The organism is Streptomyces sp. NPDC048295, assembly GCF_040652135.1.
Lineage (GTDB): Bacteria > Actinomycetota > Actinomycetes > Streptomycetales > Streptomycetaceae > Streptomyces.
Genome location: NZ_JBEZLL010000010.1, coordinates 189,872 through 211,198 on the forward strand (window position 1 = coordinate 189,872; position 21,327 = coordinate 211,198).

Below are 21,327 nucleotides of genomic sequence, written 5' to 3' on the forward strand. Positions count from 1 at the left end.
GGTACGACGGATACGACGGTTGTGACTGCCCTGCGGCAGACGGTGGTTCGACGTCACGGCCCAGTCTCCTGTCTGCGGCCCGTCAGCGCGAGACGTCGCACCCGTGGCGTGGGGGAGGGGCGGGCGGCGGACCGGCCGGGACCGTGCCCCTTTCTCCCGGGCGCCGGGCAGGGGAGCCGCAGCCGCCCGGCCGGTACGCTTCCGGGGTGATGGAGCACACCGGGCGGGACGGGCGGCGGCCCGCGAACGACGGGCCGAAGGCTGCCGCCCGTAACCGGGCCGCTCTGGTCACCGCCGCCCGGGAGATCTTCGCGGAGCACGGTCTGGAGGCACCACTGTCCGCGATCGCGCGCAGGGCCGGGGTCGGGCAGGGCGTCCTCTACCGGCATTTCCCGGACCGGACCGCCGCGGTGGCCGCCGTTCTGGAGGAGAACGTGCGGCAGATCGAGCAGGCGGCCGAGGCCGAGGACGCGACCTTCGCGGGCGTTCTCGGCGTGCTGACCTGGCATCTGATCGAGTCGGCGGCTTTCATCGGCCTTCTGCACGCCGACCGGGCGGCGGGCCGCTCCGACATCCGCGCACATGCCCTGGGCCTGTCCGAACGCGTGGAGCGCGCCCTGCGAAGAAGGCTGCCCGGCGGTCATCGGCTGAGTGCCGTGAACGACCTCGTGCTCTCGGTCGCCATGGTCTCCGCCGCCGTCACCGGCCCCACCCGGGAGGAGCGGGAGCGCCGGGCGCTGGCCGCCTGGCGGCTGCTCGGCGTCGAGGTGGGACCGGTGCGGGCCTTCGGCGGTTGAGCAAGGGCCGGCGTCAGCCGCCGTTGGACTGCCGGATGCCTTCCGCGAGCGCGTCGAAGGCGTACAGATATCCACCGGCGGGGCCGCTGACGGTCATGTACGCCCTGGTCCCGCCGGGTGTGATGGCCACGTTCGTCGCCGACTCCAGACCCTCGGTCCGTGCGGGAAGCCCGACCGTCGCCAGCCGCTCACCGTGCCGGTCGTACACGGCCATCGCCGCCCGGCCGTGCAGCCCCTGGTAGAGGTTGCCGTCCGCGTCCACGGCGATCGAGTCGGTCTGCGCGATTCCGCCGTCCACGCGGATGGCGGTGTGCCGGGACGTCACCTCGCCCTCGTCGTCGAGGCGCAGGTAGGAGATCCGGTTCTCGGTGAGTTCGCTGAACCACAGCCCGCGGTAGTCCGCGTCGAACGAGATCCCGTTCGGTGCGGCCAGGTCCTTCGCCAGAACAGTGGCGTTCTTGCCGTCGCGGCCGATCCGCACCACACGTCCGTGGGCCTCGCCCTCGGACAGGCCGTGTGAATCGCTGACGTACAGATTGCCCTTCCGGTCGAAGGCGATGTCGTCGGGGTTCATCCGCGCCCCGTCGACCTCGCCGGCGAAGAAGGTCCGCGGATCGCCCCCGTCGGGGGCCAGGCTCACGATCTCGCCGTGGGCGAAGTCGCTGAGGTAGAGCCGTCCGTCGTACGGGCTGAACTGTGCCGAGGTGTAGGCCCCCCGGCCGTCGGTGTGGACGGCGCGGGAGGTCTTCCTCCCGACGTCGACGCGCATGACCTTGGGCTTCCCTTCGGGTGCGGTGACGTCGACGACGTACAGGCCGCCGTCCTCCCCGAACGTCGGCCCCTCCAGCAGGGTCATCCCGGTCTCGGGGTGCACCTGGGTCAGTCGCATGACCTTCTGCGCGCGGATGGTCCTGCCCGCGGCGACGGACGCCGCCTCGTGCTTCTCGGGATCGCCGCTCTGCGTACCGCATCCGGTGAGGACCAGCGTGCCGACCGTGGCGAGAACGGCGAAGGACCGGGGCGAAAGTCGCTGCATGGGGGGATCACTCTTCCTGTCCGCTGCGAGGGGTCTGTGAGCCGGGGACGCGCGGCACGCCGGAGGTGTGAGAGCTGCCTGGCCGAATGTCGCGGTACCGCCGGACTTCAACCGGACACCATTGTCCGGTACTTGTTACCGTAGCGGACCGCCGCCCTGCATGGGCGGTTCCAACTCCCAGGATCGAGGCCCCACATGACACCCCCTCACGATCCCGACCCCCATGGGCTCGCCGCGCTGAGGCAGCGCTACCGCTTCGAGCGCGAGCGGCGCGTCCGCCCCGACGGTGCCGCCCAGTACCGCGACGCCGACGCCGAGTTCGGCTACTACGCCGCCGACCCGTACACGACGGGGCCGAACGAGCGAGAGCCGCTTCACGACACCGTCGACGTCGCTGTGATCGGCGGCGGGTTCGGCGGCATCCTCGCCGGCGCACACATACGGCGGCAGGGCGTGGAGCGCGTCCGGGTCGTCGAGAAGGGCGGAGACTTCGGTGGCACCTGGTACTGGAACCGGTACCCGGGCGTCCACTGCGACATCGAGTCCCATGTGTACCTGCCGATGCTCGACGAGACCGGCTACGTACCGGAGTGGAAGTACGCCCCCGGTGACGAGATCCGCCGCCACGCGGTGCGGATCGCGCGCAGCCACGACCTCTACGCGGACGCGCTCTTCTCCACCGCGGTCACCGCTCTGACCTGGGACGAGGCTTCCGGGACGTGGATCGTGGCCACGGATCGCGGTGACACCTTCCGGGCCACGTACGTCGTCAGCGCCACCGGCACCCTCACCGACCCGAAGCTTCCCGGGATCCCCGGGATCGAGGACTTCAAGGGCCACACGTTCCACACCTCGCGATGGGACTACGCCTACACCGGCGGCACCCCGGAGGGCGGCATGACCGGCCTCGCGGACAAGCGGGTGGGCATCGTCGGCACCGGAGCCACCGGCATCCAGGTCATTCCGATGCTGGCCGAGGACGCCGCGCACCTCTACGTCTTCCAGCGCACCCCCTCCACCGTGGACGTACGGGCCAACCGCCGCACCACCGCCCAGGACGTCGGCGCCGACCGCGAGGGCTGGGCCCGGGAGCGGCGCGAGAACTACCTCCGCATAGTCTCCGGCGAGCCCGCCGAACAGGATCTCGTGGCGGATCGGTGGACCGCTTCGGCGGGCCTGCTGGAGAAGCTCCTGCCGAGCTTCCGGCGCCAGGGCGACCGAAGGACGTTCGAAGCGGACTACGAGGCCGCCGACGCCGCCAAGATGAACGAGCTCCGCGCCCGCGTCGAACAGACCGTCACCGACCCGGAGACGGCACGGAAGCTCAAGCCCTGGTACCGCTACGCCTGCAAGCGCCCCACCTTCTCCGACCTGTACTACCCGGCGTTCAACCGCGACGACGTCACCCTGGTCGACACCGCCGACACCCACGGCATCGAGCGCATCACCGGACACGGCGTCGTCGTCGGCACCACCACGTACGAACTCGACTGCCTGATCTTCGCCACCGGATTCAACGTCGGAACCTCCGGAATCCACTCGGGCAGGCTCCCCGTCCAGGGCCGCGGCGGCGTCCGGCTGCTGGAGAGATGGGCACAGCGGGGCCCGCGCACGCTCCACGGCTTCACCAGCAACGGCTTTCCGAACCTGATCCAGATGGGCTCCCTCCAGAACGCCAGCAGCGTCAACTTCACCCACATCCTGGACGAGCAGGCCAGCCACGCCGCCGCCCTCATCGCAGCCGCCGAGGCCGAGGACGCCCTCATCGAACCGTCCGTCGGGGCCGAGGACGCCTGGACCGCCGTCCTGGCCGAGGGCGCCCCCGATCACGAGTGGTTCCACGCCGAGTGCACCCCCGGCTACTACAACCGTGAAGGAAGAGGACGGCCCAACGGCCCGACCGCCTACCCGCACGGGGCCGTCGCCTTCCACGCACTCCTGGAACGATGGCGCGACGAGTCCATGGGCGAAGTCCTCCGGGCGAGGACCGGGCCCTTCTAGGTCCGCACGGCCGCCGTTCCGGCCCCGCGAGCACCGGGCCGGCACGCCTCTGCCCCGTTCGTGCGCCGTCCCCGTGGCGCATGGGCGGCGCGGAGGCGGGTGCGCAAGGATGGGGGCATGTCCAATCGACTCGCGCAGGCCACCTCCCCGTATCTCCTTCAGCACGCGGACAACCCCGTTCACTGGCGGCCATGGGAGTCGGAGGCGTTCGAAGAAGCCCGGCGGCGCGATGTCCCGGTGTTCCTGAGCGTCGGCTACAGCGCCTGTCACTGGTGTCACGTCATGGCGCACGAGTCCTTCGAGGACGACGAGACCGCCGCGTACCTGAACGAGCACTTCGTGTCCGTCAAGGTGGACCGTGAGGAGCGGCCCGACGTCGATGCCGTCTACATGGAGGCGGTGCAGGCGGCCACCGGACAGGGTGGCTGGCCCATGTCCGTGTTCATGACGCCGGACGGCGAGCCCTTCTACTTCGGGACCTACTTCCCGCCCGAGGCCCGCCATGGCATGCCGTCGTTCCGTCAGGTGCTCGAAGGCGTGCACAACGCCTGGACGAGCCGACGGGACGAGGTGGGCGAGATCGCGGGGAAGATCACCCGGGACCTCGCCGAGCGGCAGCTGAGCACGGCGGGGTCCGGGACGCCCACCGAGGAGACCCAGGCCCAGGCCCTCCTCCGGCTGACCCGGGACATCGACTCCGTGAGCGGCTGGTTCAAGGGAGACACCAAGTTCCCGCCGTCGATGGTGATCGAGTTCCTGTTGCGCCACCACGCGCGGGCCGGTTCCGTGGCCGCCCTGGAGATGGCGGAGGGGCTGTGCGGCGCGATGGCTCGTTCGAGCCTGTACGACCAGGTGGGAGGCGGGTTCCACCGGTACGTACTCACACCGGGTACCGGTGGGCCACTGGTGCCCCACTTCGAGAAGATGCTCTACGACAACGCGCTGCTCTGCCGGGTCTACGCGCACCTGTGGCGGACCACCGGCTCGGAGCGGGCCCGCCGGGTCGCCCTGGAGACCGCCGACTTCATGGTGCGTGAACTGCGCACCGCCGAGGGCGGTTTCGCCTCCGCGCTCGACGCGGACAGCGAGGACGGGGCCGGGCGGCACGTCGAGGGCGCGTACTACGTGTGGACGCCCGGGCAGCTGCGGGAGGTCCTCGGCGAGGAGGACGCCGCCTTCGCCGCGGAGCACTTCGGGGTGACGCCGGAGGGCACGTTCGAGGAGGGCGCCTCGGTCCTGCGGCTGCCGCGGGCGGACGACGGGGCGGACGCGGACCGGGCCGCCCGGGTGCGGGCCGCGCTGCTGGTCGCCCGTGAGCTGCGCCCGCGCCCCGGCCGGGACGACAAGGTGGTCGCCGCCTGGAACGGTCTGGCGGTCGCCGCGCTCGCCGAGGCCGGGGCGTACTTCGACCGCCCCGACCTCGTCGAGCGCGCCACCGAGGCGGCGGACCTGCTGGTACGGGTGCACATGGGCGACACCGCCCGGCTGGACCGCACGTCCAGGGACGGGCGGGCCGGCGGACACGCCGGGGTGCTGGAGGACTACGGCGACGTGGCCGAGGGCTTCCTCGCCCTGGCCTCGGTCACCGGCGAGGGCGTCTGGCTGGAGTTCGCAGGCTTCCTGCTCGACATCGTGCTCCTGCACTTCACCGGCGAGGGCGGCCGGCTCTACGACACGGCGGACGATGCCGAGCAGCTCATCCGCCGCCCGCAGGACCCCACCGACAACGCGACCCCGGCAGGCTGGACGGCGGCGGCCGGAGCGCTGCTCTCGTACGCCGCGCACACCGGCTCCGAGGCCCATCGCACCGCCGCGGAGGGCGCGCTGGGTGTGGTGAAGGCGCTCGGGCCGCGGGTGCCGCGCTTCACCGGCTGGGGCCTCGCCGTCGCGGAGGCACTGATCGACGGGCCTCGCGAGGTCGCGGTCGCCGGGCCGGTCGGCGGCGAGCTGCACCGTACGGCGCTGCTGGGCACGGTGCCGGGTGCGGTGGTGGCGGCGGGGGAGACGGGCGGGGCCGAGTTCCCGCTGCTGGCGGACCGGCCCACGGTGGGCGGGGCGCCGACGGCGTATGTGTGCAGGCACTTCGTGTGCGACGCGCCGACCACGGACGCGCGGGAGCTGGCGCGCGCCCTCGGGGACGGCGGGGCCTGACGCGGTTCAGAGCCCCGGGCCGCCCTCCAGGGTGTCCAGCGCCTCGTCGACCATTGCGACGAGGTCGCCCTTCTGGCCGTGCTCGCCCCAGTACAGCGTCACCTCGCGCAGCGCGCCCAGCACCGCCGCGACGAAGACCCGGACCGCCAGGTCGTCGGGGGCGCGACCGCTGCGGGCGGCGAGCACGCCGGCCAGTTCCTTCGCCGTGCCCGCCATGTTCTCCGCCATCCGGACCCGGATGGCGGGGACTTCCACCATCAGCCGGGTGCGCTGCCGCAGCTCCTGTTCCCCGGTGGCCAGGAAGGCGGCGAGCGTGCCGGTCAGCACCTGCCGGACCGACTCCAGCGGCGGTTCACCGGCCGGGCGGGCGCGCAGGGCGGCGGCCAGGGCCCGGTCGTACTCGTCGGTGAGGACGATGTCCTCCTTGGCCGGGAAGTACCGGAAGACGGTGCTGGGCGACACCTCGGCCGCCTCCGCGATCTGCTCGACCGTCGTCGCGTCGTACCCCTGCTCGGCGATCAGCCGGTAGGTGGCCCGGCGGATCGCGATCCGGGTCCTGAGCTTCTTCCGCTCGCGCAGTCCCAGCTGCGGCGGTGTTCCCGGAACGGAAACGGAAGGGGTACGGGAGGTGGCGGCCATGGTCGTCATTGTCGGGCATCGGCGGGCCGCCGGCACCGGTCGGGAAGCGGGCTCAGTGGTGGTTGTAGGCCACCAGCGAGATGCCGACGTAATGCACCACGAAGGCCGCCAGCGTCAGCGAGTGGAACACCTCGTGGAAGCCGAACCACCGCGGCGAGGGGTTGGGGCGCTTGATGCCGTAGATGACACCGCCGGCGCTGTAGAGCAGCCCGCCGACCACGACCAGCACCAGCACGGCGATCCCGCCGGTGCGCAGGAAGTCCGGCAGGAAGAAGACGGCGGCCCAGCCCATCGCTATGTAGCACGGTGTGTAGAGCCAGCGCGGGGCGCCGACCCAGAACACCCGGAAGGCGATCCCCGCGGTGGCGGCCGCCCAGACCGCCCACAGCAGCGGGGTCCCGGTGGACTCGGGGAGCAGCAGCAGGGTCAGCGGGGTGTAGGTGCCCGCGATGATCAGGAAGATGTTGGCGTGGTCGAGCCGGCGGAGCACCGCCTCGCCGCGCGGGCCCCAGGTGCCCCGGTGGTAGAGCGCGCTCACACCGAACAGCAGGCAGGCGGTCAGGGTGTAGATCCCGCAGGCGATCCGGCCGCGGGAACTGTCCGTGAAGGCGATCAGCGCCACCCCCGCGACGATCACTGCGGGGAACATTCCGGCGTGCAGCCAGCCGCGCATCCGCGGCTTCGCCGGGACGGTGTCGGACTCGGCTGGTTCCAGCCCGGCGGACTCGGGCGCGGCGGCGGCAGCAGTCATTCCCGCATCGTACCTACGCGACCGTAGGTAACCGGTACGAGTGGCAATGCTCACGTGGGCGCCCCCCTGGACATATGGGCGAAACGGTCGGATGATCAAATGAGTGCGGTCGGCACCGGATGAGCGCCAACGGGATTCGAAGGGGTAGAAGCATCCGGGTCGCAGCCCCCACGGGGCAACTACCAAACAGACACCCTCAACAAGGAGCGATCGTGGCGCGCGACATCGCGGCTCCCCTCACTGTCCCCACCGATCACCAGGAGCTCGTTTCCTGGGTGAACGAGATCGCAGCGATCACAGAGCCGGACCAGGTGGTCTGGTGCGACGGATCCGAGGCCGAGTACGAGCGCCTGTGCGGGGAGCTCGTGGCCAAGGGCACGTTCACGAAGCTGGACGAGACCAAGCGCCCGAATTCGTACTACGCCGCGTCCGACCCGAGCGATGTCGCCCGCGTCGAGGACCGCACGTTCATCTGCTCCGAGAAGGAGGAGGACGCCGGCCCGACGAACCACTGGAAGGCCCCCGCCGAGATGCGGGCCGTCTTCACCGGTGAGAAGGGCGTCTTCCGCGGCTCGATGCGCGGTCGCACCATGTACGTCGTCCCGTTCTGCATGGGCCCCGTCGGCTCGCCGCTCTCCGCGATCGGCGTCGAGATCACCGACTCCGCGTACGTCGCCGTCTCGATGCGCACCATGACCCGCATGGGACAGGCCGTCCTGGACGAGCTCGGCACCGACGGCTTCTTCGTCAAGGCCGTCCACACGCTGGGCGCACCCCTGGAGGAGGGCCAGGAGGACGTTCCGTGGCCGTGCAACTCCACCAAGTACATCTCGCACTTCCCCGAGGACCGCGAGATCTGGTCCTACGGCTCCGGCTACGGCGGCAACGCCCTGCTCGGCAAGAAGTGCTACGCGCTGCGCATCGCCTCCGTCATGGCGCGTGACGAGGGCTGGCTCGCCGAGCACATGCTGATCCTCAAGCTCACCCCGCCGCAGGGCGAGGCGGAGGCCCCCAGGTACATTGCGGCCGCGTTCCCGAGCGCCTGCGGCAAGACCAACCTCGCCATGCTGGAGCCGACGATCCCCGGCTGGACCGTGGAGACCATCGGCGACGACATCGCCTGGATGCGCTTCGGCGAGGACGGCCGGCTGTACGCGATCAACCCCGAGGCGGGCTTCTTCGGTGTCGCGCCCGGCACCGGCGAGCACACCAACGCCAACGCCATGAAGACCATGTGGGGCAACTCCGTCTTCACCAACGTCGCGCTCACCGACGACGGCGACGTGTGGTGGGAGGGCATGACGGAGACCGCTCCGGCCCACCTCACCGACTGGAAGGGCAACGACTGGACGCCCGCGTCCGACACCCCGGCCGCCCACCCCAACGCCCGCTTCACCGTCCCGGCCGGCCAGTGCCCGATCATCGCGCCCGAGTGGGAGGACCCGAAGGGCGTGCCGATCTCGGCCATCCTCTTCGGTGGCCGCCGCGCCTCGGCCGTCCCGCTGGTCACCGAGTCCTTCACCTGGCAGCACGGCGTCTTCCTCGGGGCCAACGTGGCGTCCGAGAAGACCGCCGCCGCCGAGGGCAAGGTCGGCGAGCTGCGCCGCGACCCGTTCGCCATGCTGCCGTTCTGCGGCTACAACATGGGCGACTACATGAACCACTGGATCAAGGTCGGCGCCGACAAGGACCAGGCCAAGCTCCCGAAGATCTACTACGTGAACTGGTTCCGCAAGAACGAGGCGGGCAAGTTCGTGTGGCCCGGCTTCGGCGAGAACAGCCGCGTCCTGAAGTGGATCGTCGAGCGCCTCGACGGCAAGGCCGAGGGCGTCGAGTCCCCGATCGGCGTCCTGCCGGCCAAGGGCTCCCTCGACACCGACGGCCTGGACCTCTCCGAGTCCGACCTGGACTTCCTGCTCAGCGTCGACAAGGAGGTCTGGCGCGAGGAGGCGGCGCTGGTCCCCGAGCACCTCAACACCTTCGGCGACCACACGCCGAAGGAGCTGTGGGACGAGTACCGCGCGCTGGTCGAGCGCCTGGGCTGATGCCCCCGGGCGCACCCCGCGCGGGTGCGCCCCGCACGCCCCGCGGCCGGGCTCTCGGACATCCGCCCTGACCTGTGGGGTCAACAGCCCGCCGCGGCAAGGCCCCCGGAATCCCCTCACGGTTCCGGGGGCCTCCCCATGTTCCGCTCCGCGCCCTGCCCGTTTCCTTCCGGTTTCATGAAGAACGGCCCGGCATCGCCCTGCCCTTGCGCACGGCACCTTCACAAGATTCGATGTTCCTCCACATGTCCCCGGCTCGGTCGGCCGGGGACCAACCGTGCCTGTGGGGGACTCAGTTGAGAAGGAATCAGCACCACACACCTGTCGCGGCGACGCTCGCCGCGCTGACGCTCGCCGCCGCCGGGCTCACCGCCCTCGCCCCGTCCGCCGCCCTCGCGGCCGACAGCCCGGTGCCCGGGGACACCGTGGCCAAGCTGCCGATCTCGTCGTACTCGGCGATGGTCGTCGACTCGGCGCACGAGCGGGTCTACCTCACGGACGACCGCCGCAACCAGTACGCGAACCAGGTCCACGTCTACAACTTCCAGGGCCAGAAGACCGGTTCGCTGCCCACCGCCTCCGCGCCGTCCGGGATGGCCCTGAGCACGGACGGCGGCACGCTCTACGTCTCGCAGTCCTCGGGCATCCTCGCGTTCGACACCGTCACACAGCAGGTCACCGGTATCACCTACCCCGCGTACGACGTGCCCTGCCCGCGCGACGTCGCCTTCGCGGGCGGCAAGCAGTGGCACACCGAGACGCCGTACCTCACCACCGAATGCGACAACCGCCAGACCTGGCTGTACGGCACGACGGGCAACCAGAGCACCAACACCGGATGGAACGCGCCGGGCCGGCTGCGGCTGACGAGCGGCCCCGAGGTCCCGGACCGCATCGTGATGGCGCAGAGTCGCAGCACCGGCGAGGCCGACCCCTTCCTCACCACGCTCGACGCGAGCGGCGACACGCTCGTGCGCGGCCCGGAGCGCCGGTTCGCCGATGCCGAGGGCCGAGGTGCCCTCGACATGAAGGACGTGGCGCAGTCCCCCGACGGCCGGCGGATCGCCGTCGCCGACGCCGCGTACGGCACCCGGCTCCTGGACGCCGCCGATCTGTCCGACGCACCGGCCGGGTACCAGCCGCTGCCCGAGGGGGCGAAGGCGTCCGCCGTAGCCTTCAGCGGCGACGGCACCTACATCGCGCGGGGCGCCGCCGCGACCGGGAGCACGGCGGATCTGCTCGTGCAGCCGGCCGACCCGGCGGCCGGTACGGCCCCGCTGGAGTTCGCCTTCGACGGCGCGCTCGACGGGGACCGGATCGCGCCGCGCGGACTCGGCTGGTCGAAGGACGGCTCACGACTGTTCGCCGTCACCACCAACACCGCCGGCAACGAGTTCTGGCTGCATGTCGTCCAGCCCCCGGCCGCCCAGTACGACTCCCGCTTCACCGGCGCGCTCTCCACCACCCCGGGCCGGCCCGTCGTCGGTGAGCCGGTCGGGATCAGGGGCCGGCTGGAGCTCGACGGGCCCGCGCCCGCCGAACCGGTCAGGGTGACGGCGATACGGCACGACGCGAACGGCGACCGCCGGCTCGCCCCCGTCGAGGTCGACGCCGACGGATCGTTCACCGTCCTCGACGTCCCGTCGCTGGTCGGCGACGCCACCTACACCGTCTCGTTCACCGGTGACATCACCCACCGCCCGGCCGAGGACACCGTGCTCACCGTCACGGTCGACAAGGCCCCGACCACTCTCGCCCTCACCGCCCCGGCGGAGGCGACGAAGAGCGCCGGGCTCACGATCACCGGCACCCTCACCGGCCAGGGGCGGCCGCTGCCCGCCGGGATCACGGTGTCCGTGGTGCGCACCGACCGGAAGGGCACCGGCACCCTGACCTCGGCCGCCGTCGCCGCCGACGGCACGTTCACCGTCAGCGACCTGCCCCGGGCCACCGGCCAGGTGACGTACCAGGTCGGCTACACCGGTGACGCCCTGCACAGCGCATCGACGGCGTCGGCGACGGTGCGGGTGCGCAGCTGACGGAAGCCGTTCGCGGCCCCCAGGAACCGCGGCCCGCGGGCCGGGACGGGCACTACCCGTTCCGGCCCCGGTCCTCCAGGTAGCGGGTATGCGTCTGCTGGCGCCGCGTCTCCGCCTCCCGCAGTGATGTCGCCAGCGCCTCGATCTCCCGGTGCAGCAGCGCCAGTTGCTGTTCCAGATGGCGCTCGGGCGGTTCCGTTCCCGGCACCATCCGCGTCCACGGGCGGACCCGTACGAACGCGTCGACCGACTCCAGGAGGTCCTGGCGCACGGCGCGCGCCAGGACATGAACGCCCTCCGGGTCGGCGGCCAGCGCCTCGGCCACCGGCCCGGGGGCCAGCAAGCCGTCGAGCAGTTCCGTCAGTTCGGTGAGCCGTCCGGACGCGGCGGGCGGCAGCTCGACCTCGTCCAGATAGCCGCACAGGGCGTGGTAGTCGGTCCGCACCGCGTCCAGCTGGGTCGACGGGTCGGGGAAGACCGGGACCGGCGGGCGCTCGGGCGGGGCGATCAGCGCGCCCGCGCCGTACAGCCCGGCGACCACCACCGGCCAGTACGCCCCCGCGAGCCCGGTGAAGGTGAGGACGAGGCCGGCCAGTCCGCAGGCGCTCCCGGCGATGTTCTTCCGCGACCCCAGGTAGGCCGGCACCCGGCCCGCCGGCCTGCCGCCGGGCGTTCTACTGGTATCCACGGATCTCCTCGAAGGCGCCGTCCAGCGAGCCGGGGCCCTGTTCCTTCGTCGCGTCGAAGAGCCGGCCGCCGGTCAGTTCGGCGATCCGGTCCAGCTCCTGGCGGTCCGAGTCGCCGAAGACGACCGGGAAGACCGGGGTGACCCGTCGCGCGGCCGGGAGCGCACGGTAGTAGGAGGAGAATCCGCCGGCCGTGTCGCCCGTCGTGTTCTCGCCGTCCGTCATCAGCACGATCGAGGTGAACGCGGACTCGGTGCCGTCGCCGATCTGCTCGTAGGCCGACTTCAGGCTCGAATAGATCGCCGTCTCGCCGCCGGCCGTCAGCGCGGCGGTGTCCGCCCCGATCGCCGCCAGGCCCCGCTGCGGATCGGCGGGATCGACGGTGTGCGTACGGATCTGCTTCACCGACGAGCCGAACGGCAGCAGCGTGACCTCCTCCCGTTCCCTGAAGTCCCCGGTCAGCCCGGTCAGCGCCGCCTTCAGCGCCTTCAGCCGGTCCCCGGCCATCGAGCCGGAGGTGTCCAGCACGTACACGGTGCGCGAGGGTCGGCGGAGCTTGTTCTCGTAGCTGTGGAGCAGCCCGTCGGCGACGGACCGGGTGCCGGGGAAGGGCAGTTCGCGGCGGGCGTCGGTGGCGAGCGGCGCCGCGGGCGGCACCGAGGGCACGACCGGGCGGCGGAAGGTGTCCCGGGTCAGCTGCCGCTGGACGTCGGGCGTGCGGAGGTACGCCGTCAGCGCGCGGACCGAGTCCTTGGCATCCGGAGCGGCGGCCACGAGCGCGCTGAGCGGGTAGTCGGCGGTCACCACCCCGTCGCGGGGGCGGATCACGGTCAGCCCGGTGTGGCTGTCGCGGTTCAGCGAGAGCAGCACCGACTCGTAGTTGATCAGTGCGTCGACGGTGCCGCGCCGGGCGTACGCGGTGGCCAGCCAGCCCGAGGAACCGGAGGTCAGCCGCTGCCCCGCGAAGAACTCCTTGAGCTTTCCGCTCGCCCTGCGGACATCGGCGTCGGTCAGCGCGGACTGCGCGCCGGAGAGCCCGGAGGCGACCGAGACCAGTGCGGAGAAACCGGAGTTGGAGCGGTCCGGATCGGTCATCCCGTAGGTCAGCCGGCCCTCGGCGACCGCCCGGTGCACCTGCGACCAGGTCACCTCCGAGGGCTTCCAGCCCAGCCGCTTCACGGTCGCCGGGCGGACCCCGAGAGCGACCGGCGACGTCATCAGCGGGGTCTGCGAGGTGATGCGCCGCGCCGCCTCCGGGTGCAGCCGCAGATAGTCGTCGGACGACAGCCAGACCGCGTCGTACGCCCCGTCCGCCTTCCCGGAGCCGAGCTGCTCGACGGCGTCCAGCGTGCCGGTCCAGGTGGGCCGCACGGTGATCCCGGTGGCCTTGCGTGCCTGCTCCAACAGGGGCTTCATGTCCGCGAGTTCACTGGAAGCCAGGACCCGCAGTGTGCCGGCCCGCGGCCGGCCGTCGTCCGTCCCGGGCCCGCCGGACGCCCCGTCCAGAGCTCCGTCCTTCGATCCGGAGCAGGCGGTGAGCGGGGCGAGCACGGCGACGGCCAGCAGTGTGACGAGCGAACGGGAGACCCGGCGCCGCAGCCGTACCGGCCGTTCCCGGGAAGGGCCCGTCATGCCGGCCCCCCGCCGTCGAGCGAACCGGCCGACCGGCTGCGTTCCAGATGGGCACCGGCCTGCTGGAGTTCGGCGGTCAGCGCCTCCACGGTCGCCGCCATCGACTCGGTGGCCTGCACCTTGTACGTGTCGATGGCGTCGAGCGTCCGGTAGATCTGCTGGAACGCGGTGCGCAGCGTCTCCGCGCCCACCGCCGGATCGGCCGCGATGCGCTGGATCTCGCCGCTCTGACCGGCCAGCATCTCCGCGTTGCCACGGATCAGGTCCTCGGTCGTGGAGCGCAGCACCTGCACCTGTTCGGTCACCTTGCGCTGGCTCTCCAGTGCCGAGGCGAGCATCACGGCGATCCGCAGCGCGGAGACGGTGGTGGTCGCCGCCCGGTCGACGCCCTTGATGAGCTCGTCGTTGTTGCGCCGTACGACATCCATCGCGAGGTACCCCTGTGCGCAGACCGCGAGCTGGGTCAGCAGGTCCTGGTGCTTCTGCCGCACGGGGAAGAGCACATCGGCCCGCAGTGCGTCCGCCTGCACCGGGTCGGTGGCGGCGGCCCGGGCGATGCGCTGCTCGACGGCGCCGTCCAGTGCCTCGGTGAGCACGACGTACTCCTGGAGCTTGCCCATGGTCTCCCAGAGCCGGGTGCGCTCGGTGTGCAGGGCGGCGTTGTCGCGGCGCAGCTCGTCCTGCCCGCCGCGCAGCGAGCCCACGATCCGGTTCAGGGTGGCTTGGGAGGAGGCGTACTTGGCGACGTGGTCGCGGAGCCTGTTGCCGCCGGGGAGCCGGGCCAGCAGCCGGCGGGCACCGCGGCCCGGGGTGTCGCGCGGGTCGAGGTCCTCGACGGTGCGGCGCAGCTCGACCAGGGACGAGCCGACCCTGGTCTGCGCGTCCGCGCCCCCGGACCCGGCCAGCGAGCGGACGGTGCGGTCCAGCATCCGGTTGGACTGCTGGGCGGCGCTGCGGATGTCGCCCTGCCCGAGCGCGGTGATCTCCCCGATCCGGGTGGTGAACTCGGGGGACCGGGCGTCGAGCCCGGCGAGGCCGCCGACGTACTCGGCGGCGCGGCGTGTCATCTCCGCCCGTACCGAATCGTCGACCGGTACGAGACCGGCGGCCTGCTCGGCACGGACCGGGGCGACCGGCTCCGGCGGGGTGAGGACGAGCGGCGGGGCGGAGTCGCCCGGCGGGGTCAGGGTGAGCGGTTGCGGCTCTTCGGTCATGGCTGAGGTCTCCCGGGAGGCGTGTGTCGTCAGCCGCGGGTCCGCCGCGCCATCGCGCGCAGCACCGTGGCGGTGGGCACGGGCGCCTGGCGGACACCGGTCAGCTGTTGGTCGATGTAGTCGGTGTGGTCCGCGGTGGCCGCGGTGAACTCGGCCGCGGCGCCCTGCGGCCGGAAGCCGTGCCGTACCGCGAGCTTGCGCAACTTCGGGTCGGTGGACAGCAGTTCGCCCAGCCGGCGGCCGGTGTCGGTCAGCGGTACGAGGGTGTGGTCGCTGGAGACGGTGGTGTCGGGGTAGAGGAGGACCAGGTCCCCGGTGTCCTGGCGCTGCATCAGCAGTGAGGCGACCTGCGACTCGTACACCAGGACCAGCGGATTGCCGACCCCGCTGATGAAGTCCCGGAACGGTGCGTCGCTGCTGGTCTGCTGCGCCCCCTGCACCTGGATCAGCTTCTTCAGCAGCGGTGCGGTGCGGTCGATCGCGGCCTCGTCGGCGGCGACCCGGCCGCCGTCGGCCACGTACGAGGCGGCGGCGAGGTAGAGGGCGCCGGAGTTGGACGAGACGGGGTCGGTGCTGGTGATGAACACCGTCCCGGTCAACTCGGCGTGCCTGTCGGCTCCTTCGAGCTGCTGCCAGGTCCGGTCCGCGCGGGCGGCCCGGAGGTAGGGGCCCATGAGGAGCTTGCCGCTGGACTTTCCGTTCAGTGTCGCGAGCCCGTTGCCGGCCAGGACCTGGGCGGCGGAGCGGTGCGCGACGACGACCAGCGGCGAGTAGAAGGGCCTGAGCGGCCCTCCCTTGACGGCGGACCGGCGCTGCAGCTCGTCGGCCGGGGCCTTGGAGCCCGGGAAGGCGAAGTCATAACCCTTGAGCGGGAGTTGGTCCATGGCCCAGGACCCGGACGTCTCCGCCTTGACGGTGAGCCCCTTGGCGGCGAGGGCCTTCACCACGTCGGGATCGGCGAAGAACTCGGCCTTCTCCGACCCGATCACTCCACGCACGGTCTTCGTTGCCGTGCTCTTGTCCCCGCTGTCGCGGCCTGCTGCGACGGCCACTGCCACTCCGCCGATCAGCAGCACCGCCAGGACGATTCCCACGATGCGTCTCACACGCGCAGCCTGCTCGCGGAAACCCACATTCCAGGCGGAGTTGGGTGGACGGAAGGTTAAGCGATGATCCCAGTACGCAACGGAGGCGCGACAGGAACGGAAGCGTCCGCCCGGGCGTCACGGGGATGGGTGGCACCCGGCCCACGCGCCTCGACGGCACGCGGACCGGGGCCGTCAGCGGGCGCCGACCAGCGGGGCGGCGGGGATGGCGGCGAGCGCCGCGGTGTGCGCGTCCATGCGCTCGGCCGCGAGGATCGCGACGGCCGTGTCGGCGCGGGACGCGGCGACCACCAGTGCGCGGCCCGCGAGGGCGTGGGCGCGGCGGTGGAGCGTCGGTGCGGGTGCGTCGGTCCTGCCGGCGTGCCGGGCGGGCGGCGCGCCGCGCAGCCTGGCGACCTGCTCGGCGATGCGGTCGCCCGCCTCGCCGAGGCCCAGCTCGTCGGTGACCGCGAGGAGCGCGGCCAGGTGCCCGGCGAGCTGGATGTCCAGCTCTTCCCCGCGGGAGCGGTGCGGGAAGTCGTCGGCGTGGTCGTCCGGTGTGTGGACCGATTTGGTGCGGATCGGTTCGTACATGGATGGCCTCCTGGTGTTGCAGTGGGACCATCCTACCTTGGATTCAGTCTAAAGTTGTCTGCGATCGATTCTGGTGTGCGCGGAATCGACGGCGGGCGGGATCACGGCTGGCCGTACCCGTCCAGGAAGTGCGCGATCCGGTTCACCGCGTCCGTCAGGTCCTCGGTCGTCGGCAGCGTCACGACCCGGAAGTGGTCGGGCTCCGGCCAGTTGAACCCCGTCCCGTGCACGACCATGATCTTTTCGGCCCGCAGCAGATCGAGCACCATCTGCCGGTCGTCCTTGATCTTGTAGACCTTGGGGTCGAGGCGCGGGAAGAGATACAGCGCCCCCTTCGGCTTCACACAGGTCACACCGGGGATCTGCGTCAGCAGCTCGTACGCCGTGTCGCGCTGCTCCAGGATCCGCCCGCCCGGCAGCACCAGGTCGTCGATCGACTGCCGCCCGCCCAGCGCGGTGGCCACGGCGTACTGCGAGGGCATATTGGCGCACAGCCGCATATTGGCGAGGATCGTCAGCCCCTCGATGTACGAGGAGGCGTGCGCCTTCGGACCGCAGACCGCCAGCCACCCCGACCGGTATCCGGCCACCCGGTAGTTCTTGGAGAGCCCGTTGAAGGTGAGCACCATCAGATCGGGCGCGATCGTCGCGGTCGGGGTGTGGGTCGCCCCGTCGTACAGGATGCGGTCGTAGATCTCGTCGGAGCAGACCACCAGGTGGTGGCGCCGGGCGATCTCCGTCAGCCCGCGCAGCATCTCGTCGTCGTACACCGCACCCGTCGGATTGTTCGGGTTGATGATCACGAGAGCCTTGGTGCGGTCGGTGATCCTGCGCTCGATGTCGGCGAGGTCCGGCATCCAGTCGGACTGCTCGTCGCACCGGTAGTGCACGGCCGTACCACCGGCCAGTGACACCGAAGCGGTCCACAGCGGATAGTCCGGAGCCGGTACGAGAACCTCGTCGCCGTCGTCGAGCAGCGCCTGCATCGACATCTGGATCAGCTCGGAGACACCGTTGCCCAGGTAGATGTCCTCGACGTCGAGGTCGATCCCCTTGGTCTGGTAGTGCTGCATCACCGCCCGCCGCGCGGACAGCAGCCCCTTGGCGTCGCCGTAGCCGTGCGCCCCGGAGAGGTTGCGCAGTATGTCTTCGAGGATCTCGGGCGGGCACTCGAACCCGAACGCGGCAGGGTTGCCGGTGTTCAGCTTGAGGATGCGGTGACCGGCCGCTTCCAGCCGCATCGCCTCCTCGAGCACGGGGCCCCGGATCTCGTAACAGACATTGGCGAGCTTCGTGGACTGGATGACCTGCATGTCTGGGAGCTTACGACCGCACCCCGCGCCCCGCCCGGCCTTTCCCCTCCGGTTGCCCCACCCGGGTGCCCTCCCCGTCTTCCATCGCCATGCCCCCACCGCCCGGCACCGTGGGAACCCCGGGCGGGGACGGCGGCGGGGCTTCGAATGCGGTGGAACAGGGGCGTGACGGACACGGACGGGTGAGATGCGCCACGACACGGGAGGCGTGCGGGGCGTGCGGGCGTGACATAGCAGGACCACATCGAGTGCATCGAGGAGGGCGGTACGGCGCCGGCACGCGGGTACGGAAGGCGGCACGGATGTCCGCCCCCACGCGGCGTCCGGTGGTCCGGCTTCCGTCATTCCGGCAGCCGTGTGCCCGGAGGCAGGCGGATGCCGAAATCGCTCGCCAGCACGCGCAGCACCTCGTCGCCGTCCGCGAGCCCGCGTTCCTCACGGGTGCCGTTCGGCGCGGTGACCGTGAGGGTCCGGCCGGCCAGCGACAGATGGGTTTCCGGAGTGGTGCGCTGGGCGTACACCCGGTGCGCGAACGGGGAGCGCGGGTTGGTCGCGATGTGCCAGTTGATCACCTCGTAGTCCGGCGCCTCGAAGGGCTCCAGGGTGAAGGCGTACTGCGACTCCCACTCCCCGTCGGCGGTGTACGCCTGGAGCTCCCACTGCTCCAGCGGCCCGTCGTGCGGGGTGTTCGCGAGCCGGTGGCGGCGCGGGGTGTCGCGCAGCTCGGCACCGGCGACCAGCAGGATCGGCTCCAGCAGCGCGCCGATGGAGCCGAATCCGACATCCACCACGTACGGCGTCGCCTCGCCCGGCACCCCGGCCAGCATCAGCATGTGCGTGCGCGGCCGGATCTCCCCGGGCCCGGCCCCGACCACGACCCGTGCGCACAGCAGTGTGATCCTGAAGCCGAGCGCGGTCAGCGCGGCGGCGAGCAGGGTGTTCTGTTCGTAGCAGTACCCGCCGCGCCCACCGCGTACGAGCTTCGCCTCCAGGTCCGCGAGCGCCAGCGAGGGTGCACTGCCCAGCACCGGGTCCAGGTTCTCGAACGGGATGCCCAGGGCGTGGGCCCGGTGCACGGAGCGCAGCACCTCCGCGGTCGGCCGGCGCTCCCCGGCCCAGCCGATGCGGGCGAGGTAGGCGTCGAGGTCGGGCAGACGATCGCGGTCGGAAGTCATGCCCCCGACAGTACGCAGCGGGGGCGGGCGGCCGCCTCCGGCCCGGGACGGAGGCGGCCCGGTCCTCGGGGCCTCCGTCGCCGGGCCCCGGACGCCTTCCCCGTACCTCAGATGTGGCTCAACTCGGGTGAGGGAGCGATTCCCCCGGGGGATCATGACCACATGATCGGAAATAGGAAGCAGGACATGCCCGTGGTCGTGGTGCGCGACGCGGAGGCCATCGGCGCGGCGCTCCGGCAGGCGCTGGAGACCGCGGGCGCGGAGGAACGCCCCGGCCTGGAGCGGGCCCTCGCCGTGGTCGCCGACGCGGCCGGCGCACCGGACTCCGAGGTGCGGGGCCGTTGGGCGCGGCGCCTGATCAGGGCGGGCGGCCACCAGGGTCCGCTCGACGAGGTCGCGGCGGTCAAGGCACTGCGCACGGCCGAGCCGGGGCTGGGCCTGCGTCAGGCGGTGCAGCTGTCGAGGGAAGCGGCCGCGACGGAGGCCATGTAGCCCTGCTGCGGCCCCGGCAGAACTCGTATGACGTGCCCGGCGTCCCCGCCGTAGGGTCCCCGCCATGGACTGGCAGGCATGGCACGACACGTACGACGACCCCGATTCATGGCTGACGCGGCGGCTGCGGGCCGTCCAGGACCGGATCCGGGACGCCCTGGACACCGCGCCCCCCGGCCCGCTGCGCGCGATCAGCGTGTGCGCCGGTCAGGGCCGCGACCTCATCGAGGTACTGGCGGACCACCCACGGCGCGAGGACGTACGGGCCCGGCTGGTGGAGCTGGACCCCGGAAACACCGCGACGGCCCGGGAGTCGGCCCGCAGGGCCGGGCTGACGCGGGTGGAGGTGGTGACGGGCGACGCCTCGCTCACCGATCACTATCGCGATCTCGCACCGGCCGATCTCGTGCTGGTCTGCGGGGTGTTCGGCAATGTCGTCGAGGCCGGGATCGAGCGCACCGTCGACACCTGCACCCGGCTGTGCGCGCCCAACGGCACCGTCGTCTGGACCCGCCACCGCGCCGCACCCGACCGGGTGCCGCTGGTCTGCGACTGGTTCGAGGAACGCGGCTTCGAGCGGCTGTGGCTGTCGGAACCGGACGCGGGGTACGGCGTCGGCGCCCACCGCTTCACCGGCCAGCCGGGCGAACTCGCGCCGGGGCAGCGGATGTTCGACTTCGTCGGCTACGACGTCCTGAAGGCGGCGCAGGCCGGTGCGCGGGCCGCGAGGCCCTGATGCGCGACGCCACGACACCGCCGCGCACCGGCCCGTCTCCCCGGAGCCGGGCCCTCGGCCATGTCGCCTCGCTCTCCTCGGGGTGGCCGCTCGACGCCTCGCTGCGGCTGACGCTGAACTTCCATCCCGACCGCGAGGCGGCGGGCCGGCCGGTGCTGGCCGCTCTGGCGCAGGACGGCGTCTACCGCTCGCAGTTCGTGACCGGCACGAGCAACGGCGGTCTCACGGCGCACCCGGGCGGGGACAGGTGGCGTTGGGAGAGCCGGATCTTCGACGGGGCCTACGACGAGGCGCCCGGCGAACAGCGCCCGGTCTACGGTGCGTTGAACTTCCGAAACGTCTCCGTCGGTGCTGCCCCCAGGTTCGGCTCCGCGTATTTCCGGCTGACCGCGGACACCCTCCCGCGCGCCACGTTCTGCTACCCGGACAGCGCGGCCGAGCCGGTGGACTTCGGTGTCGCGTCCGGGATGCACCTCATCGAGCTGGCCGAAGCCGACGAGCGGGACGCGCTCGACGACTACATCGAGGCGCAGATCCACGGCCCGGTCGTCCTCGACCGCCATGTGGAGGCCCTGGTGCTCGACCCCTGCTACCGGTCCACCCCGGTCGAGGAGGCGGCCCGCCGGCTTCCCTGCCGGACGGAGTGGCACGCGGGATTCCGGCTGACCGTCGAGCGGCTGCGGTGCCATCCCGGCTACCGGGGAGCGGAGTTCACCGAACTCGGCACCGAGATCGCCGAGGACGGCCTCCTCGACCCGCGGATCATCGGTGACGCCGCCCGCTCCGGCCGCCACGACCTCCAGTCACTGAAGAAGGTCTGGCACTGCCTCGCCCGCTTCGGCGCACCGCCTCGCCCGACCCGACCGCACCGGGCACAGGATGTCGGGCCTACGGGGGTGCGCGGTTCCTAGCGTGGGTGCCCGTAAGGGAAGGAGGCCGGG

Annotated in this window: 18 protein-coding genes; 8 read left to right on the forward strand and 10 right to left on the reverse strand. The window is 71.9% G+C overall.

Annotated features, from left to right (window positions below; genetic code table 11):
* Nucleotides 1-206 precede the first annotated feature (206 nt).
* Nucleotides 207-797 (forward strand): helix-turn-helix domain-containing protein, encoded by a 591-nt coding sequence (locus AB0D53_RS17660; protein ID WP_362446860.1) that lies wholly within the window; start codon nt 207-209, stop codon nt 795-797.
* 13 nt (nt 798-810) lie between these two features.
* Here AB0D53_RS17660 and AB0D53_RS17665 read toward each other — a convergent pair whose 3' ends face one another.
* Entirely contained in the window at nt 811-1,833 is a 1,023-nt protein-coding gene (locus AB0D53_RS17665; RefSeq protein ID WP_362446863.1) for an SMP-30/gluconolactonase/LRE family protein, read from the reverse strand.
* Between the two features lie 195 nt (nt 1,834-2,028).
* On the opposite strand from AB0D53_RS17665, the gene AB0D53_RS17670 reads away from it, so the two are divergent.
* Together AB0D53_RS17670 and AB0D53_RS17675 are read left to right on the forward strand one after the other, a co-directional pair.
* Nucleotides 2,029-3,834: an NAD(P)/FAD-dependent oxidoreductase gene (locus AB0D53_RS17670; RefSeq protein ID WP_362446866.1), complete on the forward strand. Its 1,806-nt coding sequence runs from the start codon at nt 2,029-2,031 to the stop codon at nt 3,832-3,834.
* A gap of 117 nt (nt 3,835-3,951) precedes the next feature.
* Nucleotides 3,952-5,985, forward strand: a complete 2,034-nt coding sequence (locus AB0D53_RS17675) for a thioredoxin domain-containing protein (protein ID WP_362446869.1) — start codon at nt 3,952-3,954, stop codon at nt 5,983-5,985.
* A gap of 6 nt (nt 5,986-5,991) precedes the next feature.
* Here AB0D53_RS17675 and AB0D53_RS17680 read toward each other — a convergent pair whose 3' ends face one another.
* Both AB0D53_RS17680 and AB0D53_RS17685 read right to left on the reverse strand, forming a co-directional pair.
* Complete coding sequence (locus AB0D53_RS17680; protein WP_362446872.1) at nt 5,992-6,624, reverse strand: TetR family transcriptional regulator; 633 nt, start codon at nt 6,622-6,624, stop codon at nt 5,992-5,994.
* 52 nt (nt 6,625-6,676) lie between these two features.
* A complete protein-coding gene (locus tag AB0D53_RS17685; protein ID WP_362446875.1) occupies nt 6,677-7,375 on the reverse strand; it encodes a hemolysin III family protein in 699 nt (232 codons plus the stop codon).
* 212 nt (nt 7,376-7,587) lie between these two features.
* Here AB0D53_RS17685 and AB0D53_RS17690 point away from each other — a divergent pair, with 212 nt between their 5' ends.
* Together AB0D53_RS17690 and AB0D53_RS17695 are read left to right on the forward strand one after the other, a co-directional pair.
* Nucleotides 7,588-9,420 carry a phosphoenolpyruvate carboxykinase (GTP) gene (locus AB0D53_RS17690; RefSeq protein ID WP_362446878.1) on the forward strand — a complete coding sequence of 611 codons (1,833 nt, stop codon included), beginning with the start codon at nt 7,588-7,590 and terminating at the stop codon, nt 9,418-9,420.
* Nucleotides 9,421-9,716: 296 nt separating this feature from the next.
* A complete protein-coding gene (locus AB0D53_RS17695; RefSeq protein ID WP_362446881.1) occupies nt 9,717-11,459 on the forward strand; it encodes an Ig-like domain repeat protein in 1,743 nt (580 codons plus the stop codon).
* 52 nt (nt 11,460-11,511) lie between these two features.
* Here the strand turns inward: AB0D53_RS17695 and AB0D53_RS17700 are convergent, their stop codons facing one another.
* The 7 genes from AB0D53_RS17700 to AB0D53_RS17730 form a co-directional block, all read right to left on the reverse strand.
* Nucleotides 11,512-12,147 (reverse strand): hypothetical protein, encoded by a 636-nt coding sequence (locus AB0D53_RS17700; protein WP_362446884.1) that lies wholly within the window; start codon nt 12,145-12,147, stop codon nt 11,512-11,514.
* Nucleotides 12,134-13,777, reverse strand: a complete 1,644-nt coding sequence (locus tag AB0D53_RS17705; protein ID WP_362446887.1) for a substrate-binding and VWA domain-containing protein — start codon at nt 13,775-13,777, stop codon at nt 12,134-12,136. Before AB0D53_RS17705 ends, AB0D53_RS17700 begins: the two co-directional genes overlap by 14 nt.
* Nucleotides 13,774-14,991 carry a toxic anion resistance protein gene (locus AB0D53_RS17710; protein ID WP_362446890.1) on the reverse strand — a complete coding sequence of 406 codons (1,218 nt, stop codon included), beginning with the start codon at nt 14,989-14,991 and terminating at the stop codon, nt 13,774-13,776. Before AB0D53_RS17710 ends, AB0D53_RS17705 begins: the two co-directional genes overlap by 4 nt.
* 29 nt (nt 14,992-15,020) lie before the next feature.
* The gene (locus tag AB0D53_RS17715; RefSeq protein ID WP_362446893.1) at nt 15,021-16,124 is read right to left on the reverse strand and encodes a hypothetical protein; all 1,104 of its coding nucleotides are present in this window, start codon (nt 16,122-16,124) and stop codon (nt 15,021-15,023) included.
* A 147-nt stretch (nt 16,125-16,271) separates the two neighbouring features.
* A complete protein-coding gene (locus AB0D53_RS17720) occupies nt 16,272-16,670 on the reverse strand; it encodes a hypothetical protein (protein ID WP_362446896.1) in 399 nt (132 codons plus the stop codon).
* Between the two features lie 101 nt (nt 16,671-16,771).
* Entirely contained in the window at nt 16,772-17,983 is a 1,212-nt protein-coding gene (locus AB0D53_RS17725) for a pyridoxal phosphate-dependent aminotransferase (protein WP_362446899.1), read from the reverse strand.
* Nucleotides 17,984-18,324: 341 nt separating this feature from the next.
* Nucleotides 18,325-19,158, reverse strand: a complete 834-nt coding sequence (locus AB0D53_RS17730) for an arylamine N-acetyltransferase (RefSeq protein WP_362446902.1) — start codon at nt 19,156-19,158, stop codon at nt 18,325-18,327.
* A gap of 162 nt (nt 19,159-19,320) precedes the next feature.
* Here AB0D53_RS17730 and AB0D53_RS17735 point away from each other — a divergent pair, with 162 nt between their 5' ends.
* The 3 genes from AB0D53_RS17735 (at nt 19,321) to AB0D53_RS17745 (ending at nt 21,297) form a co-directional block, all read left to right on the forward strand.
* Nucleotides 19,321-19,650, forward strand: coding sequence for a hypothetical protein (locus tag AB0D53_RS17735; protein ID WP_362446905.1), 330 nt, complete (start codon nt 19,321-19,323; stop codon nt 19,648-19,650).
* A gap of 64 nt (nt 19,651-19,714) precedes the next feature.
* A complete protein-coding gene (locus AB0D53_RS17740) occupies nt 19,715-20,386 on the forward strand; it encodes a class I SAM-dependent methyltransferase (RefSeq protein ID WP_362446909.1) in 672 nt (223 codons plus the stop codon).
* On the forward strand, nt 20,386-21,297 hold the full coding sequence (locus tag AB0D53_RS17745; RefSeq protein WP_362446912.1) for a DUF3626 domain-containing protein: 912 nt from the start codon (nt 20,386-20,388) through the stop codon (nt 21,295-21,297). Before AB0D53_RS17740 ends, AB0D53_RS17745 begins: the two co-directional genes overlap by 1 nt.
* Nucleotides 21,298-21,327: the final 30 nt, after the last annotated feature.